The 17,084-nt window shown below is 73.5% G+C and carries 6 protein-coding genes; 2 read left to right on the forward strand and 4 right to left on the reverse strand.

Annotated elements, in window-relative coordinates; all coding sequences use genetic code 11:
- Positions 1 to 233: 233 nt before the first annotated feature.
- From cysN to AC4BDD_RS13490, 3 genes are read right to left on the reverse strand one after another with little or no spacing between them, the layout of a single operon-like run.
- Entirely contained in the window at positions 234 to 2,147 is a 1,914-nt protein-coding gene (gene cysN / locus AC4BDD_RS13480) for a sulfate adenylyltransferase subunit CysN (RefSeq protein WP_490691248.1), read from the reverse strand.
- Positions 2,147 to 3,076: a sulfate adenylyltransferase subunit CysD gene (gene cysD / locus AC4BDD_RS13485; RefSeq protein WP_490691249.1), complete on the reverse strand. Its 930-nt coding sequence runs from the start codon at positions 3,074 to 3,076 to the stop codon at positions 2,147 to 2,149. Before cysD ends, cysN begins: the two co-directional genes overlap by 1 nt.
- Positions 3,073 to 3,885 carry a 3'(2'),5'-bisphosphate nucleotidase CysQ gene (locus tag AC4BDD_RS13490; protein WP_490691250.1) on the reverse strand — a complete coding sequence of 271 codons (813 nt, stop codon included), beginning with the start codon at positions 3,883 to 3,885 and terminating at the stop codon, positions 3,073 to 3,075. Before AC4BDD_RS13490 ends, cysD begins: the two co-directional genes overlap by 4 nt.
- 310 nt (positions 3,886 to 4,195) lie before the next feature.
- On the opposite strand from AC4BDD_RS13490, the gene AC4BDD_RS13495 reads away from it, so the two are divergent.
- A complete protein-coding gene (locus tag AC4BDD_RS13495) occupies positions 4,196 to 4,972 on the forward strand; it encodes a thioesterase II family protein (protein ID WP_490691251.1) in 777 nt (258 codons plus the stop codon).
- Positions 4,973 to 5,008: 36 nt separating this feature from the next.
- Entirely contained in the window at positions 5,009 to 6,061 is a 1,053-nt protein-coding gene (locus AC4BDD_RS13500; RefSeq protein ID WP_490691252.1) for a sulfotransferase family protein, read from the forward strand.
- A gap of 75 nt (positions 6,062 to 6,136) precedes the next feature.
- On the opposite strand, the gene AC4BDD_RS13505 is transcribed toward AC4BDD_RS13500, so the two are convergent.
- Positions 6,137 to 17,050, reverse strand: a complete 10,914-nt coding sequence (locus AC4BDD_RS13505; RefSeq protein WP_490691765.1) for a type I polyketide synthase — start codon at positions 17,048 to 17,050, stop codon at positions 6,137 to 6,139.
- Positions 17,051 to 17,084 lie beyond the last annotated feature (34 nt).

The raw sequence follows: 17,084 nt of genomic DNA on the forward strand, positions 1-17,084 counted from the left end.
TATGGGGGGTGGGAGGAAATGGTCTGTGGGGCCCGGCCCTGCGCCGGGCTCCGGGCGCTCGCACCCCGAGCCCGCGCCCGGTACGCACCGGGGCCGACGCCGGCCCGCTGCCCGCCTGCGGGGCGGGCGGCATCCGGCCCCTGGCGCCGGGGCCAGAGGCCGGGGCCAAGGGCCGGGGCCAGAGGCCGGGGCCAAGGGCCGGCGACGTGGCCTCGGCGCGGTGCGCGCCTCGGTCAGCGCAGCACGCCCATCGCGGTCAGCTGGGCAACGATCGCCTCGACCGCCTCCTCGGGGGAGCTCTCGGTGGTGTCGACGCGCACGTCGGGCCGCTCGGGCGCCTCGTACGGGGAGTCGATGCCGGTGAAGTCCGGCAGTTCGCCGCGGCGCGCCTTGCGGTAGAGGCCCTTGGGGTCGCGTTCCTCGGCGACCGCGAGCGGGGTGTCCACGAAGACCTCGCAGAACTCCCCCTCGGCCACCAGCCCGCGAGCCATCTCGCGTTCCGCGCGGAACGGCGAGATGAAGGAGACCAGGACGATCAGCCCGGCGTCGACCATCAGCCGGGCGACCTCGGCCACCCGGCGGATGTTCTCCACCCGGTCCGCCTCGCTGAACCCGAGGTCGCGGTTGAGCCCGTGCCGGACGTTGTCGCCGTCCAGCAGGTAGGTGCGCTTGCCCAGGCTGTGCAGGCGCTTCTCCAGCAGGTTGGCGATGGTGGACTTGCCCGCGCCGGAGAGGCCGGTCAGCCAGACCACGCAGGGCTGGTGGCCGCTGAGTGCGGCGCGCGCGGCCTTGTCGATGTCCACGGCCTGCCAGTGCACGTCCCGGGCACGGCGCGATGCGGAGCGCAGCATTCCGGCGCCCACCGTGGTGTTGGTCAGCCGGTCGATGACGATGAAGCCACCAGTGTGCCGGTTGTCCAGGTAGGGGTCGAAGGCGACGGGCTGGTCGAAGGTGATCTCGCACAGCCCGATGCCGTTGAGCTCCAGCGCTTCGGCGGGGGCGCGCTCCAGGGTGTTGACGTCCACGGTGTGGGTCAGCTGGGTGACCGTGGCGCCGACCGTCCTGGTGCCGATCTTGACCAGGTAGGGGCGGCCGGGGAGCATCGGCTGCTCGGCCATCCACACCAGGTGGGCCTCGAAGCGGTCGCCGGTCTGGGCCGGGCTGTCCGCGGAGCACAGCAGGTCGCCCCGGCTGGCGTCGATCTCGTCGGCGAGGGTGACGGTGACCGCCTGCCCGGTGACGGCCGCCTCCAGGTCGCCGTCCCAGGTGACCAGCCGCGCGACGCGGCTCTCGGTGCCGGCCGGCAGGACCCGGACGCGGTCCCCGGGCCGCACGGTGCCGCCGACGACCGTGCCGGAGAAGCCGCGGAAGTCGGAGTTCGGGCGGTTGACGTAGCTGACGGGCAGCCGGAAACCCGCGCCGTCCGGCTGGGCGTCGCCGCCGCCCGAGGGGGTGACGGTCTCCAGGTGGTGCAGCAGGGTCGGGCCGGAGTACCACTCCATCCGGTCGCTGGGCTCGGTGATGTTCTCGCCGTGCAGCGCGGAGACGGGGATGCAGGTGATGTCGGTCAGGCCGATGGCGCCGGCGAACTCGCGGAAGTCGGACTCGATCCGGTCGAAGACCTCGGCCGAGTAGTCCACCAGGTCCAGCTTGTTGACGGCGAGCACGACGGTGCGGATGCCGAGCAGCGAGACCAGGTAGCTGTGGCGCCTGGTCTGGGTGAGGACGCCCTTGCGCGCGTCCACCAGGATCACCGCGATGTCCGCGGTGGAGGCTCCGGTGACCATGTTCCGGGTGTACTGCTCGTGCCCGGGGGTGTCGGCGACGATGAACTTCCGCTTGTCGGTGGTGAAGAAGCGGTAGGCGACGTCGATGGTGATGCCCTGCTCCCGCTCGGCGGCGAGCCCGTCCACCAGCAGCGCCAGGTCCAGTTCGCCCTCGCGGGTGCCGGAGCGCGCGGAGTCGGCCTCCAGCGCGGCCAGCTGGTCTTCGAAGATCAGGTGCGACTGGTAGAGCAGCCTGCCGATCAGGGTGCTCTTGCCGTCGTCGACGCTGCCGCAGGTGATCAGCCGCAGCAGGCCCTTGCGTTCGTGCCCGCGCAGGTAGTCCTCGATGTCCCCGGGCACCAGCTTGGTGGTGTTGACCATCAGAAGTAGCCCTCCTGCTTCTTGCGCTCCATGGAGGCCGAGGCATCGTGGTCGATCATGCGGCCCTGCCGCTCGGAGGTGGTGGAGAGCAGCATTTCGCGGATCACCGCCGGGAGGGTGTCCGCGGTGGACTCCACCGCGCCGGTGAGCGGGTAGCAGCCCAGGGTGCGGAAGCGGACGTCGCGCATCATCGGCCGCTCGCCGGGGAGCAGCGGCATCCGGTCGTCGTCCACCATGATCAGCGTCCCGTCGCGCTCCACCACCGGCCGGCGGGCGGCCAGGTACAGCGGCACGACGGGGATCTTCTCCAGGTAGATGTAGAGCCAGATGTCCAGTTCGGTCCAGTTGGACAGCGGGAAGACCCGGACGCTCTCCCCCGGCCCGGTGCGGGCGTTGTACAGCTGCCACAGCTCGGGGCGCTGGCGCTTGGGGTCCCAGCGGTGCTGGGCGGAACGGATGGAGAAGATCCGCTCCTTGGCGCGGGACTTCTCCTCGTCCCGGCGGGCGCCGCCGAAGGCCAGGTCGAAGCCGTGGGCGTCCAGCGCCTGCTTGAGCCCGGCGGTCTTCCACATGTCGGTGTGCACCGCGGAGCCGTGGGTGAACGGGTTGATGTCCAGCTCAAGGCACTCGGGGTTCTGGTGGACCAGCAGGTCCATGCCCAGCTCCGCCGCCGCCCGGTCCCGGAACTCGATCATCTCGCGGAACTTCCACGTGGTGTCCACGTGCAGCAGCGGGAAGGGCGGCTTGCCGGGGTAGAACGCCTTGAGGGCGAGGTGCAGCATCACCGAGCTGTCCTTGCCCATCGAGTAGAGCATCACCGGGCGTTCGCTGTCGGCGACCGCCTCCCGCATGATGTGGATGCTCTCCGCCTCCAGCCGCTCCAGATGGCTGAGCGCGGGCGCCGGCAGCGTGTCCGTTTCCGTCCTCATCGTGTCTCCTCGGCGTGGACCGCGGATGCGGCGGCGATCGTCTCCAGCAGCCGCTCCGCACTCTCCTGACGGCATATCAGCAGGTCGGGCAGGTACGGGTCGGGGCGGTTGTAGCGCAGCGGCGAGCCGTCCAGCCGGGAGACGTGCAGCCCGGCGGCGGCCGCCACCCCGGCCGGGGCCGCGGAGTCCCACTCGTACTGCCCGCCGGCGTGCAGATAGGCATCGACCGTGCCACGCAGCACCGCCATCGCCTTCACACCCGCCGACCCCATCGGGACCAGCCGCGCGCCCTGCCGCTCGGCCACCGCGGTGGCGATGGCGGGCGGGCGGCTGCGGCTGACCGCGATGCGCAGCGGCCCGGGGTCCGCGGGGCTCGAAGGCGACGGCGCGGGGGAGGCGGGCGGCGCGGCCGGCGATCCGGTGGTGAAGGTGGCGTCCTCGGCGGGCAGGCAGACCGCCGCCGCGCGGGGCTCGCCGTCCACGGCGAGGCAGATGTGCACGGCCCAGTCGGCGCGGCCGGAGGCGTACTCGCGGGTGCCGTCCAGCGGGTCGACCACCCATACCCTGCTCCGCGTCAGCCGGGCGGGGTCCGCGGCGCCTTCCTCCGACAGCAGCGCGTCGTCCGGGCGGTGCTCGGCGAGCACCCGGGCGATCCAGGCGTGGGCCAGCGCGTCCCCGGCCCGGCCCAGCGCGGCGCCGCTCAGCAGCTTCTCCTCGCGCACGGCCAGCAGTAGTCGCCCGGCGCCGCGTGCCAGGGCCCGCGCCAGCCCGTGGTCGTCGTCCGCCGCTATTGCGGGATCCTCGGACACGTCCACTGAAGCCCCCAAACTGTCGAGTAATTCGCACGACGCCGACGGCATCTGCTAATTGCCTGCCGGAATGGTAAGCGCTCCTCTGGGTAAAACATGCCGGAAACGGGACGCCACAGCAGATGGTGGAGTTATTTACCAGGGGCTAGGGGGGTTTTAGGGGCAAAATAGGGGTTGGTCATTTCAGAGCGTGATGAGACCGTTTCACTCGGCTATAAATGGACGACGGCCAGCGCTCACTGAATATTTTCGGCCCAATTCGCGCCCTGAAACGACGCTGGTGTTTCGCTCGGGAAGGACAGCGCCCCCCATGTCAGGAAAACCCGCGGCCAGCACTGCCTGGATACGCCGGTTCCACCCGTCGCCGGATCCCACCGCCCGTCTGGTCTGCTTCCCGCACGCCGGCGGCTCGGCGAGCTACTACTACCCGGTGTCCGAGGCGATGTCGTCCTCGACGGAAGTGCTGGCGCTGCAGTACCCGGGACGGCAGGACCGCAGAGCCGAGCAGCCGGTCGAGAACATTCCGGAACTGGCCGACCAGATCTTCACGGCGCTGCGCCCGTGGGCGGACCGCCCGCTCACCCTCTTCGGGCACAGCATGGGCGCGACACTGGCGTTCGAGGTGGCCGCCCGGATGGAGCTGGTGGGGATCGCCCCGCTGGGCCTGTTCGTCTCCGGCCGCCGGGCGCCGTCCACCCACCGCAGCGAGTTCGTCCACCAGGGCCCGGACGAGGCGATCGTGGCCGAACTCCAGATGCTCAACGGCACCGACTCGGCCCTCCTCGGCGACGAGGAACTGCTGCGGATGATCATGCCCGCGATCAGAAGTGACTACAAGGCCATCGAGACCTATCGGTACGAACCCGGGCCGAAGCTGAACTGCCCGGTATATGCGCTGGTCGGGCAGGACGACCCGAAAGCGTCGCTCGCCGAGGTACGGGCCTGGGCCGATCACACCACGAGCCACTTCGAGTGCCAGGTGTTCGAGGGCGGCCACTTCTATCTGACCGATCACCAGTCGGAGATCGTCAATCTCATCTCCGACCACATCGTTTCCACCACAGCTGGTTTGACGTCGACGCGCTGAAGACGTCGGCACGATGAATGGGAAAGTGATGCAGTGATGTCCACCGATCAAATCGAGCCGGGCACCGATCCCGGGACCATCATCGTGTGCAGCGGCCGCTGCGGCTCGACCCTGGTGTCGGACCTGCTCGCCGAGCACTCCACCATGGTGCCGCTGCTGGAGTTCTTCGGCTCCCAGTACCAGGCCGGCATGGTGCAGGAGGTCATGACCGGCCGGCAGTTCTGGGAGCTGGTGACCGAGCCCTGGCTGTCCATGAACACCGTGGTCCGCCTGGGCCGGGTGCCCAAGGAGGTCCGCTACGACCTCAGCCGCCACCAGACGCCGCCGGAGCTGTCCGGACTGCTGGGCTTCACGCTCCCCGCGATCAGCGAGGACCCGGACAAGCTGCTGGAGGAACTGGCCGGCCTGGTGCCGGAGTTCCCCACCCAGCCGCTCGGCGCCCACTACCGCCGGCTGTTCGCCCTGCTCGCCACCTACGGCGGCAAGCCGCGCTGGGTGGAGAAGTCCGCCACCTCCGGCCTGTACGTCTCCGAGCTGCTGGAGATGTTCCCCGGGGTGCGCGTCGTCTACCTGACCCGCGACATCGTGGACGTCGCGCTCTCCATGACGAACCACTCGATGTTCCTGATGGCCGACCTCAGCGTGAGCTTCCGGCAGCGCTGCGGCTTCGACCCGTTCGTCAAGGGCTCCCGCCCGGCGGGCGCACAGGTGCCGCCGGACCTGGAGCACCTGCTGCCGGAGAACCTCACCCCCGAGGTGCTCGACTACCGGGCGGGCAGCGAGGCGTCCATGATGAACCTCATCGCCCTCCAGGCGGTGATGGCCCGCAAGACCGACGACGCCCTGCGCGACCTGCCCGAGGACCGCGCCCTGCGCATCGCCTACGAGGACCTGCTCCAGGACCCGCAGGGTGAACTCACCCGCCTGGGCAGCTTCCTCGCCCTCGACGACGCCGAGGACTGGGCGAAGCGGTCGGCCGGCCGGGTCGCCAAGCCCCGGCCGCGGAGCACGGAGGTCGACGAGGCCTCGCGCGCCCGCTACCAGTCGTTCTACGACAACATCTACCAGGCCGCCCCGATGATGGGCTGACCTGGCAGAGAGCAGCAGCCGGCAGGCAGCACAACGGCCGGCCCGGGAATCCCGGGCCGGCCGTTCGCCGTTCCGCTACGACGTCTCCAGCTCGTCGTCGAGGATGTCGAACAGCTCGTCGGCGGTGACCGAGTCCAGCTCCGGCCCCTCCTCGCGCTCCTCGTCCCGGCGCAGCTCCTGCCAGGCCGAGGTCAGGGCGCGCAGCCGCTCCGAGATCCGGGCGTGCTCGCCGGCGTCCGGGCTCGCGGCCGCCACCACCGTCTCCAGCGCCGCCAACTGCTCCTCCAGCGACATCGGCCGCGTCGCCGCCACCGGCGCCACCTTCTCGGCGAGGAAACCGGCGATCGCCTCCGACGTCGGATAGTCGAAGATCAGCGTGGCCGGCAGTCGCAGCCCGGTCGCCCCGCCCAGCCGGTTGCGCAGCTCCACCGCCGCCAGCGAGTCGACACCCAACTCACCGAAGCCGCGTGTCGGTTCCACCGCATCCGGTCCGGTGTGGCCCAGGACCACGGCGACATGGGTACGCACCAGCTGCAGCAGCTCGGCCGCCCGCTCCTCCTCCGGCAGCGCCGCCATGCGCGAGGCGAAGGTGGCCGTCGGCTCCGGCGCCGTCCCGGGCCGCGCGGCGCGGCGGGCGGGCGCCCGCACCAGCCCGCGCAGCAGCGCGGCCACGCCGTCCTCTCCGGCGGCGGCCCGTACGGCGGCGAGATCGAGCCGCATCGGGACCAGCCGGGCGGTGCCGGTCTGCCGCACCGCCGCGTCGAGCAGCGCCATGCCCTCCGCCTCGGCCAGCGGGAGCATCCCGGACCGGGAGAGCCGCCGCAGGTCGGCGGCGTCGAGCTGCGCCCCCATCCCGCTGTCCCCGCCCCACAGGCCCCAGGCGAGCGAGACGGCCGGCAGGCCCTGCGCCCGGCGGTGCTGGGCCAGCGCGTCCAGGAAGACGTTGGCCGCCGCGTAGTTGCCCTGCCCGGCGCCGTCGAAGGTGCCGGCGGCCGAGGAGAACAGCACGAACGCGTCGAGCCGCAGGTCGAGCTCGACGGTGAGCGCGTGCAGGTTCCACGCCGCGTCCACCTTCGGGCGGAACACCGCGTCGAGCCGCTCCGGGGTCAGCGCGTCGATCACGCCGTCGTCCAGCACACCGGCGGTGTGCACCACGCCGGTCAGCGGATGCTCGGCGGGGACGGCGGCCAGCAGCGCGGCCAGCGCCTCCCGGTCGGCCGCGTCACAGGCGGCGAGGGTCACCTCGGCGCCGAGCGCGGTCAGTTCCTCCCGCAGCGCGGCCGCGCCCTGGGCCGCCGGGCCCCGACGGCTGGCGAGCAGCAGATGGCGCACCCCGTGCCCGACGACCAGATGGCGGGCCACGCGGGCGCCCAGGCCGCCGGTGCCGCCGGTGATGAGCACCGTGCCGTCCGGGTTCCACCCGGCAGCCCCGCCCTCGGCCGCGCCGTCCTCGGTCACGGCCGTGGACGTGGCGGTAGCCGTGGCCGTTGCCGTGGAGCGGGCCAGCCGGGGCACCAGCACCGCACCCTGGCGCAGCGCCACCTCGGGCTCACCGGAGCCGAGCGCGGCGGCCAGCGCCCCGCCGACGTCCGCACCGCCGGACTCCACGTCGACCAGCACGAACCTGCCCGGGTTCTCGGCCTGCGCCGCCCGCAGCAGGCCCCACACCGGGGCGGTCGCCAGGTCGTCCACATCGTCGTCGGCGGCGGTCGCCACCGCGCCGCTGGTCACGATGGCCAGGCGGGAGGCGGCGAACCGCTCGTCGGCCAGCCAGGACCGGACCAGATCGAGCGCCCGGTACGACGCCACCCGGACCCCGGTCACCAGCTCGCGGTCCGCACCACCCTGGCCGGGCTCGACCGTGCAGGGGGCCAGAACGACCTCCGGGACATGGCCTGATGCCGCCAGCGCCGCGAGATCCGGGTACTGATCGATCCGCGCGCCGGACGCCTTCGCCAGTGCGGCGACGCGCGGGCCGTCACCGCCCAGCAGCGCCCAGACGCCCTGCCCGGAGCCGGAGCCGGGGTTGGTACCGGTGCCGGCTGCTGTGTCGGCGGTCGGCAAGGCGGTCCACTCGACCTGGAACAACGCGTCGTGCGTGGCCTCGCGGGCCGCCGCGATCCCTTCGACCGCCACGGGCCGCAGGGCGAGGGACGCGACGGCGGCGACGGGCGCCCCGGTCGCGTCCGCGATGGCGAGCGACGTCCCGTTCTCCGTCGCCGAGAGCTTCACCCGCAGCGCCTCGGCCCCGGTCGCGTACAGCGACACCCCGCTCCACGCGAACGGCAACTCGGCCTGCTCGGAGTCCGCACCGCCACCCAGCCCGATCGCGTGCAGGGCCGCGTCCAGCAGTGCCGGGTGCAGACCGAACGCCCCGACGTCCGTGCCCTCGGGGAGGGATACCTCGGCGTAGACGTCTTCGCCCTCGCGCCAGGCGGCCGTCAGGCCCTGGAACACCGGCCCGTAGTCGAGGCCGATCCCGGCGAACCGGTCGTAGAGCCCGTCGACCGCGATGGTCTGGGCACCGGCCGGCGGCCAGGCGGTCAGGTCGACGTCCGGGGCCGGGGCCCCGGTGGCCAGCGCGCCGGTGGCGTGCCGCGTCCACGGCTCGTCCCCGAAGCGCGCATGGACGCTCAGCGGACGCCGTCCCGTCTCGTCCCGGTCTCCGACCAGGACCCGCAGCTCCACCGCACCCCGCTCAGGCAGCACCAGCGGCGCCTGAAGCGTCAGCTCGTCGAGCACATCGCAGCCGACCTGATCGCCGACGCGCAGGGCCAGGTCGACGAAGGCGGTGCCGGGCAGCAGGACCACACCGGAGACGGCGTGATCGGCCAGCCAGGGGTGGCTCTGCAACGACAGCCGGCCGGTGAAGAGGTAGCCCTCGGGCAGCGCGATGGCGTCGCCCAGCACCACATCGTCCGCGTCGAGCGTGGCGCTCAGCCAGTAGTGCCGGCGCTGGAAGGCGTAGGTGGGCAGATCGACGCGCGCGGCCCCGGTTCCGGCGAAGAAGGCCGTCCAGTCGACGGAGTTGCCGGTGATGTGGACCCGCCCGAGAGCGGAGACCACGGCCTCCGGCTCGGACTTGTTCTTGCGCAGAGCCGCGACGAACGCCACGCCGTCGGCGTCAGGCAGGCACTCCTGCGCCATGGCGGTCAGGACCCCGCCGGGGCCCAGCTCCAGGAAGGTCCGCACACCCTCGGCGTGCAGGGCCGTGACCTCGTCGCGGAAGCGGACCGCCTCGCGGACATGCCGCACCCAGTACTCGGGGGAGGTGACCTCGCCCGTCATCGCGATGCGCGGTGCGTGGAAGGTCAGCGACTCGGCGACCTTGCGGAAGTCGGCCAGCATCCCGTCCATCCGGAACGAGTGGAACGCGTGCGAGACGGTCAGCCGCTTGGTCTTCTCAAAGCACGCTGCCACGGCAAGGACGGCGTCCTCGTCACCGGAGATCACCACAGCGTTCGGGCCGTTGACCGCCGCGATATCCACACCATCGGTCAGCAGCGGACGAACCTCGTCCTCCGACGCCTGGAGCGAGACCATCGCCCCACCCGTCGGCAGCGCCTGCATCAGACGGCCACGAGCCGCCACCAGCTTGCCCGCATCCTGAAGCGACAGCACCCCGGCAACATGCGCGGCAGCCAGCTCACCGATCGAGTGACCACCGACGAAGTCCGGCTTCACACCCCACGACTCGACGAGCCGGAAGAGCGCCACCTCGACCGCGAACAGCGCCGCCTGCGTGAACTCCGTCTGATTCAGACGCTCGGCGTCCTCCAGCACCGCCGGGTCCAACCCCAGCGCGCCGCACGCCTCATCGAAAGCGGCAGCGAACACCGGGAACGCGTCCCGCAGCTCGCGGCCCATGCCGACCCGCTGCGCACCCTGGCCGGTAAAGAGAACGGCCAGCTTGCCGCCGAGCACCCGGCCCGAGACGACCTCAGAGCCGACGATCACCGCCCGGTGCTCGAACGACGCCCGGCCGGTCGCCAGCGAGAACCCGACATCCACCGGGCTCAGCCCAGAACCGGCCTCACGCACCCGCTCGACCTGCGCCGCCAGCGCCTCAGGCGTCTTGCCCGAGACCACCCACGGCACCACCGGCAGCTCGACACCGCCCTCAACAGGGGCATCCGTCTCCGGCGCCTGCTCCAGAATCACGTGTGCGTTGGTGCCGCTGATGCCGAAGGACGAGACACCCGCGCGCCGGGGCTGCTGCTCCCGCTGTGGCCACTCACGTGCCTCGGTGAGCAGCTCCACCGCGCCGGCGGACCAGTCCACCTGCGGCGACGGCTCATCGACATGCAGGGTCTTGGGCAGCACACCGTGCCGCATCGCCATGACCATCTTGATCACGCCGCCGACACCGGCGGCCGCCTGGGTATGCCCCAGGTTGGACTTGAGCGAGCCCAGCCACAGCGGCTCGCCGCTCTCACCGCGCTCCTGGCCGTAGGTGGCCAGCAGGGCCTGGGCCTCGATCGGGTCGCCCAGCGTGGTGCCGGTGCCGTGCGCCTCGACCGTGTCCACATCGCCCGGTGCGAGACCGGCCCCGGCCAGGGCCTGGCGGATGACGCGCTGCTGGGAGGGACCGTTGGGCGCGGTGAGGCCGTTGCTCGCGCCGTCCTGGTTGACGGCCGAGCCCCGGACCACCGCCAGCACCTGGTGGCCGTTGCGCTGGGCGTCCGACAGCCGCTCGACGAGCAGCATGCCGACGCCCTCACCCCAGCCGGTGCCGTCCGCCGAGGCCGCGAACGCCTTGCAGCGACCGTCGCGGGCCAGGCCGCGCTGCCGGGAGAAGTCGATGAAGGTGTCCGGGGTGGTCATCACGGTGACGCCACCGGCGAGCGCCATCTCGCACTCGCCCTGCCGCAGCGCCTGGATCGCCCAGTGGAGCGCGACCAGCGACGACGAACAGGCGGTGTCCACCGTGACCGCCGGGCCCTCCAGGCCGAGCGCGTAGGCGACCCGGCCGGAGGCCACGCTGCCCAGGCTGCCGTTGCCGACGTACCCCTCGAGTCCCTCGGGAACGTGCCGCAGACGGGCGCCGAAGTCGTGGTACATCACACCGGCGAAGACGCCGACGGCTCGGCCGCGCACCGAGGCCGGGTCGATCCCGGCCCGCTCGAACGCCTCCCAGGACGCCTCCAGCAGCAGCCGCTGCTGCGGGTCCATCGCCAGCGCCTCACGCGGGGAGATCCCGAAGAAGTCCGCGTCGAACTCGGCGGCGTCGTGCAGGAACCCGCCCTCGATCGAGTAGGTCGTGCCGGAGTTGTCCGGGTCCGGGTCGTAGAGCGTCTCGACGTCCCAGCCGCGGTCGTCCGGGAAGCGCGTGATGCCGTCCTGGCCGGCCGCGACCAGCTGCCACAGCTCCTCCGGCGAGGCGACCCCGCCCGGGTAGCGGCAGCTCATGGCCACGATGGCGATCGGCTCGTCGTCCACGGCCGTCCGGGCGGCGGCGGAGGAGGCGGGGCCGTTCGCCGGGCCGGCGGTGCCCAGGACCGTCTCGCGCAGGTGCTCGGCGAGCGTCGCGGCGGTCGGGTAGTCGAAGGTGAGCGTCGCGGGCAGCCGCAGGCCGGTGGCCGCGTTCAGCCGGTTGCGCAGCTCGATGGCGGCGAGGGAGTCGAAGCCGATGGCGTTGAAGGCGCGTTCGGCCTCGATGGCCTCCGGGCCGCTGTGCCCGAGGACGGTGGCGACCTCGGTGCGGACCAGGTCCAGCAGCGCCGGTGCGCGGTCGGCCTCCGGCAGCGCCTCCAGGGTGGCGCGCAGCGTGCCGCCGGGGCCGGTCGCCGCCTCGGTACGGGCCGCCTGGCGGCTGTGCGTCCGCACCAGCCCGCGCAGTACGGAGGGCACGCCGGCCGCCCGGTTGCGGAGCGCCGCCGGGTCCACCCGCATCGGCAGCAGGGCCGACTCGCCGCTGGCGAGCGCGGCGTCGAACAGCGCCAGGCCCTCCGCGGTGGTCAGCGCGGGCAGGCCGGAGCGGGCCACTCGCCGCAGGTCCGTCTCGTCCAACTGCCCGGCCATGCCGCTGCTCTCGGCCCACAGGGACCAGGCGAGCGCCACGGCGGGCAGCCCGGCCGCGCGGCGGTGGCGGGCGAGCGCGTCGAGGAAGGCGTTGGCCGCGGCGTAGTTGCCCTGACCGCCGCCGTCCAGGGTGGCGGCCGCGGAGGAGAAGACGACGAAGGCCGCGAGGTTCAGGTCGCGGGTGAGCTCATGGAGGTGCCAGGCCGCGTCCGCCTTGGGCCGGAGCACCGCGTCCAGCCGTTCCGGGGTCAGCGCGGTGACGATGCCGTCGTCGAGCACGCCCGCGGTGTGCACGACCGCGGTCAGCGGGTGCGCGGCGGGGATGGAGGCGAGCAGTGCCGCCAGGGCGTCCCGGTCGGCCGCGTCGCAGGCGGCGATGGTGACCTCGGCGCCCAGCTCGGCGAGTTCACCGGTCAGCTCGGCCGCGCCGGGTGCGTCCGCTCCGCGCCGGCTGGCCAGCAGCAGGTGGCGTACGCCGTGTTCGGCCACGAGGTGGCGGGCGAGCAGCGCGCCGAGGCCGCCGGTGCCGCCGGTGATGAGGACGGTGCCTCTCGCCGCCCAGGGCCGCGCGGTACCCGTGCCGTCGGCGTTCGTGCCGTCGGTGCCGGTGCCCTCGGTGCCGGTGCCGTCAGCGTGCGCGGCGGGCACCGGGACCCGGGTCAGGCGGGGGACGGAGACGGCGCCGTGGCGGACCGCGATCTCCGGCTCGCGCGAGCCGAGCGCGGCCGGCAGCGCCTGCCAGGATTCCGGCGTCTCGTCCAGGTCGACCAGGACCAGCCGGTCCGGGTGCTCCTCCTGCGCCGAGCGCACCAGACCGGCCACCGCACCGCGGGCCAGGTCGTGGCCGCCCTTCAGCAGCAGGGCCAGGCGGGAGGCGGTGAACCGCTCGTCGGCCAGCCACTCCTGGATCACCTCCAGGGCCTGCCGGAGCGCGGCCCGGGCGGCGGCCGGGGCGGGGTCGTCCGTCCGACAGGCGTCCAGCGGCACCACGACGGTGTCGGGGACGGCGGCGCCGGCGGTGATCGCCGCGCCGAGCGAAGTCAGGTCGCGGTGGGCGGGGCCGCCCTCGCCGAGGACGGTGAAACGCTCGGCCGCGGCGCCGGATCCCGTGCCGGGCAGGGCGGTCCACTCCAGCCGGAACAGCGACTCATGGAGGCCGCCGCTCGCGGCCTGGGCGGCGAGGTCGGCCGACACCGGCCGCAGCACCAGCGACTCCACCGTGGCCACCGGGGCGCCGGTGGCGTCGGCGAGCTCCAGGGTGTGGCCGCCGGCCTCGCCGGGGCGCACCCGGACCCGCAGGGTGCGGGCGCCGACGGCGTGCAGGGTGACGCCGCTCCAGGCGAACGGCAGCTCGGGGCCGGACTCCTCGTCCAGCCCGATGGCGTGCAGTGCCGCGTCCAGCAGGGCCGGGTGGAGGCCGAACGCGTCGGCCTCCGCGTCCTCGGGGAGGGTGACCTCGGCGAAGACCTCGTCGCCGCGGTGCCACGCCGCCCGCAGCCCCTGGAAGGCGGGGCCGTAGCCGTAACCCTGCTCCGCCAGCCGGTCGTAGAGCCCGTCCGTGCCCGGGTAGGGGGTCGCCTCCCGCGGCGGCCACACGGACAGGTCGAAGGAGGGTGCGGCGCTCCGGGCGCCGGCCGTGGCCAGCACCCCGGAGGCGTGCTTGGTCCAGGGCTGCTCGAAGGAGTCGCCTGCGGGCTGGGAGTGGATCGTCAGCGTGCGGCGGCCGGCGGCGTCGGGCTCGGTGACGGCCAGCTGGACGCGGACCGCGCCCCGGTCCGGGATCAGCAGCGGCGCCTGGAGGGTGAGTTCCTCCAGCAGCTCGCAACCGACGCGGTCCCCGGCCTGGATGGCCAGCTCCACGAAGGCGGTGCCCGGCAGCAGCACCGTGCCGGAGACGGCGTGGTCGGCCAGCCAGGGGTGGGTGCTCAGGGAGAGGCTGCCGACCAGCACCAGTTCGCCGGATTCGGCGAGGCTGAGCTCGGCGCCCAGCAGCGGGTGTCCGGCGGGGACCAGGCCGAATCCGGATGCGTCGCCGGTGGCGGCCGGGGCGTCCAGCCAGTAGTGCTGCCGCTGGAAGGCGTAGGTCGGCAGCTCGACCCGGCGCGGGGCCCGGCCCGGCTCGCGCGCGGCGAGGAACGCCGCCCAGTCCACGTCCGCGCCCCGGACGTGGACGGCCGCGAGCGCGCCGGTCAGTGCGGCGGTCTCCGGGCGGTCGCGGCGGAGTGCCGGGACCAGCGCGGCGGCGTCCGGCTCGGTCAGGCAGCCGGCGGCCATCGCCGAGAGCACGCCGTCCGGCCCGAGTTCCAGGAAGGTGCGCACGCCCTGCCGCTCCAGCAGCCGGACGCCGTCGTGGAAGCGGACGGCCTGCCGCACGTGCCGGACCCAGTACTCGGGCGAGCACAGCTCCTCGTCGGTGGCCTGCTCGCCGGTGACGTTGGAGACGACCGGGATGCGGGGCGGCGCGTAGTCGAGGATCTCCGCGATCCGGGAGAACTCCTCGAGCATGGCGTCCATGTGCGGCGAGTGGAAGGCGTGCGAGACGTTCAGCCGTTTCGCCTTCGTAAAGCGCTCGGCGATCCGCTGGACGGCGTCCTCGTCACCGGAGATCACCACGGCCTCCGGGCCGTTGACGGCCGCGATGTCCACCCCGTCGGTCAGCAGCGGACGGACCTCGTCCTCGCTCGCCCGGAGGGAGACCATGGCGCCGCCGCCGGGCAGCTCCTGCATCAGCCGTCCCCGGGCCGCCACCAGCATGGCGGCGTCCTCCAGCGACAGCACCCCGGCGACATGCGCGGCGGACAGCTCGCCGACCGAGTGGCCGGCGACGAAGTCCGGCCGCACGCCCCAGTACTCGACCAGCCGGAACAGCGCCACCTCGACGGCGAACAGGGCGGTCTGGGTGTACATCGTCTGGTCCAGCAGGGCCGCCTCGGGGGAGCCCTCCGGGGCGAAGAGCACCTCGCGCAGCGGGGTGTCGAGCTGGATGTCCAGGTAGCCGCAGGCGTCGTCCAGCGCCTTGGCGAACACCCGGAACGCCGCGTACAGCTCGCGGCCCATGCCGAGCCGCTGGGAGCCCTGCCCGGTGAAGAGCACGGCGAGCTTGTGGCCCAGCGCCCGGCCGGTCACCGGCCGGTCCAGGTCGCCGTCGAGCGCGACCGCCCGGTGCTCGAACGCGGTGCGGGCGGCCAGGGCGTGGCCGACGTCCGCCGGGTCCAGGCCGTCGGCAGCCTCGCGGAGCCGCTCGAGCTGCGCGGCCAGCGCCTCGGGCGTCCTGCCGGACACCACCCACGGCACCGGCGTGCGGGGCGTCTCGGCGGCGTCGGCGGGGGCCTGAGCAGGTGCCTCGGAAGCGGTGTCCGCGGGGGTCTCGGGCTCCGCAGGGGCCTCGGGTTCGGGCGCCTGCTCCAGGATCACATGGGCGTTGGTGCCGCTGATGCCGAAGGAGGAGACGCCGGCGCGGCGCGGCCGCTCGGCGTCCGAGGACCACTCCCGGGCCTCGGTGAGCAGCTCGACCGTGCCCGTCGACCAGTCGACGTGCGGGGTCGGCTCGTCGGCGTGCAGGGTCTTGGGCAGCAGCCCGTGCCGCATCGCCATGACCATCTTGATCACGCCGCCGACACCGGCGGCCGCCTGGCTGTGCCCGATGTTGGACTTCAGCGACCCCAGCCACAGCGGCCCGGCGTCCTCCGCACGGCCCTGGCCGTAGGTGGCCAGCAGCGCCTGCGCCTCGATCGGGTCGCCGAGCCGGGTGCCGGTGCCGTGCGCCTCCACGGCGTCCACGTCCGCAGCGGCCAGCCCGGCGTCGGCCAGCGCCTGCCGGATCACCCGCTGCTGCGAGGGACCGTTCGGCGCGGTCAGGCCGTTGCTGGCACCGTCCTGGTTGATCGCCGAACCCCGCACCACCGCCAGCACCTGGTGGCCGTTGCGGCGCGCGTCCGACAGCCGCTCGACCACCAGGACGCCGACGCCCTCGGCCCAGCCGGTGCCGTCCGCCGACGCGGAGAACGCCTTGCAGCGGCCGTCCGGCGCCAGGCCGCGCTGCCGGCTGAACGCGGTGAACGTGCCGGGGCTGGACATCACCGCGACACCACCGGCCAGGGCCAGGTCGCACTCGCCGGCGCGCAGCGCCCGCACCGCCAGGTGCAGGGCGACCAGCGAGCCGGAGCAGGCGGTGTCCACGGTCAGCGTCGGGCCCTCCAGGCCCAGGGCGTAGGCGACGCGGCCGGAGACGACGCTGGTGGCGTTGCCGGTGAGCAGATAGCCCTCCAGGCCCTCCGGCGCCTCGTGCAGCCGGGGCCCGTACTCCTGCGGTTCGGCGCCGATGAACACGCCGGTGCCGGTCCCGCGTACCGACACCGGGTCGATCCCGGCGCGCTCGAACGCCTCCCAGGATGCCTCCAGCAGCAGCCGCTGCTGCGGGTCCATCGCCGTCGCCTCGCGCGGGCTGATCCCGAAGAACTCGGCGTCGAACCAGGCCGCCTCGTGCAGGAAGCCGCCTTCGCGCACATAGGTCGTGCCGGGCTTGTCCGGGTCCTCGTCGTAGAGCGCGGCGAGGTCCCAGCCGCGGTCGACCGGCAGGCCGGAGATCGCGTCCCGCCCGTCGGCGACCAGCTGCCACAGCTCCTCGGCGGAGCTGACACCGCCGGGGTAGCGGCAGGCCATGGCCACGATCGCGATCGGCTCGTCGTCGGCGTGGCCGGGCCGCGCGGTGCGTACCGGCTCCGGCTCGGCGGAGCCGCCGTGCAGCCGGGTGTGCAGGTAGCGGGCGAGCGCGGCGGGGGTGGGGTGGTCGAAGGTGATGGTGACGGGCAGTTCCAGGCCCAGGGCCGCACCGAGCCGCTTGTGCATGTCGACGGCGGCCAGCGAGTCGAATCCCAGGTCCAGGAAGGTGCGCCCGCCGCGCACCGCGGCGGGCTCGGGGACGTCACGGCCCGCCTTGCGCAGGACCGCCACCGCCGTCTCGGTCACCAGGTCGAGGAGGCTCATCCGCGCATTCCACCCA

The sequence above is a fragment of the Streptomyces sp. JLBT605 genome, assembly GCF_058215555.1.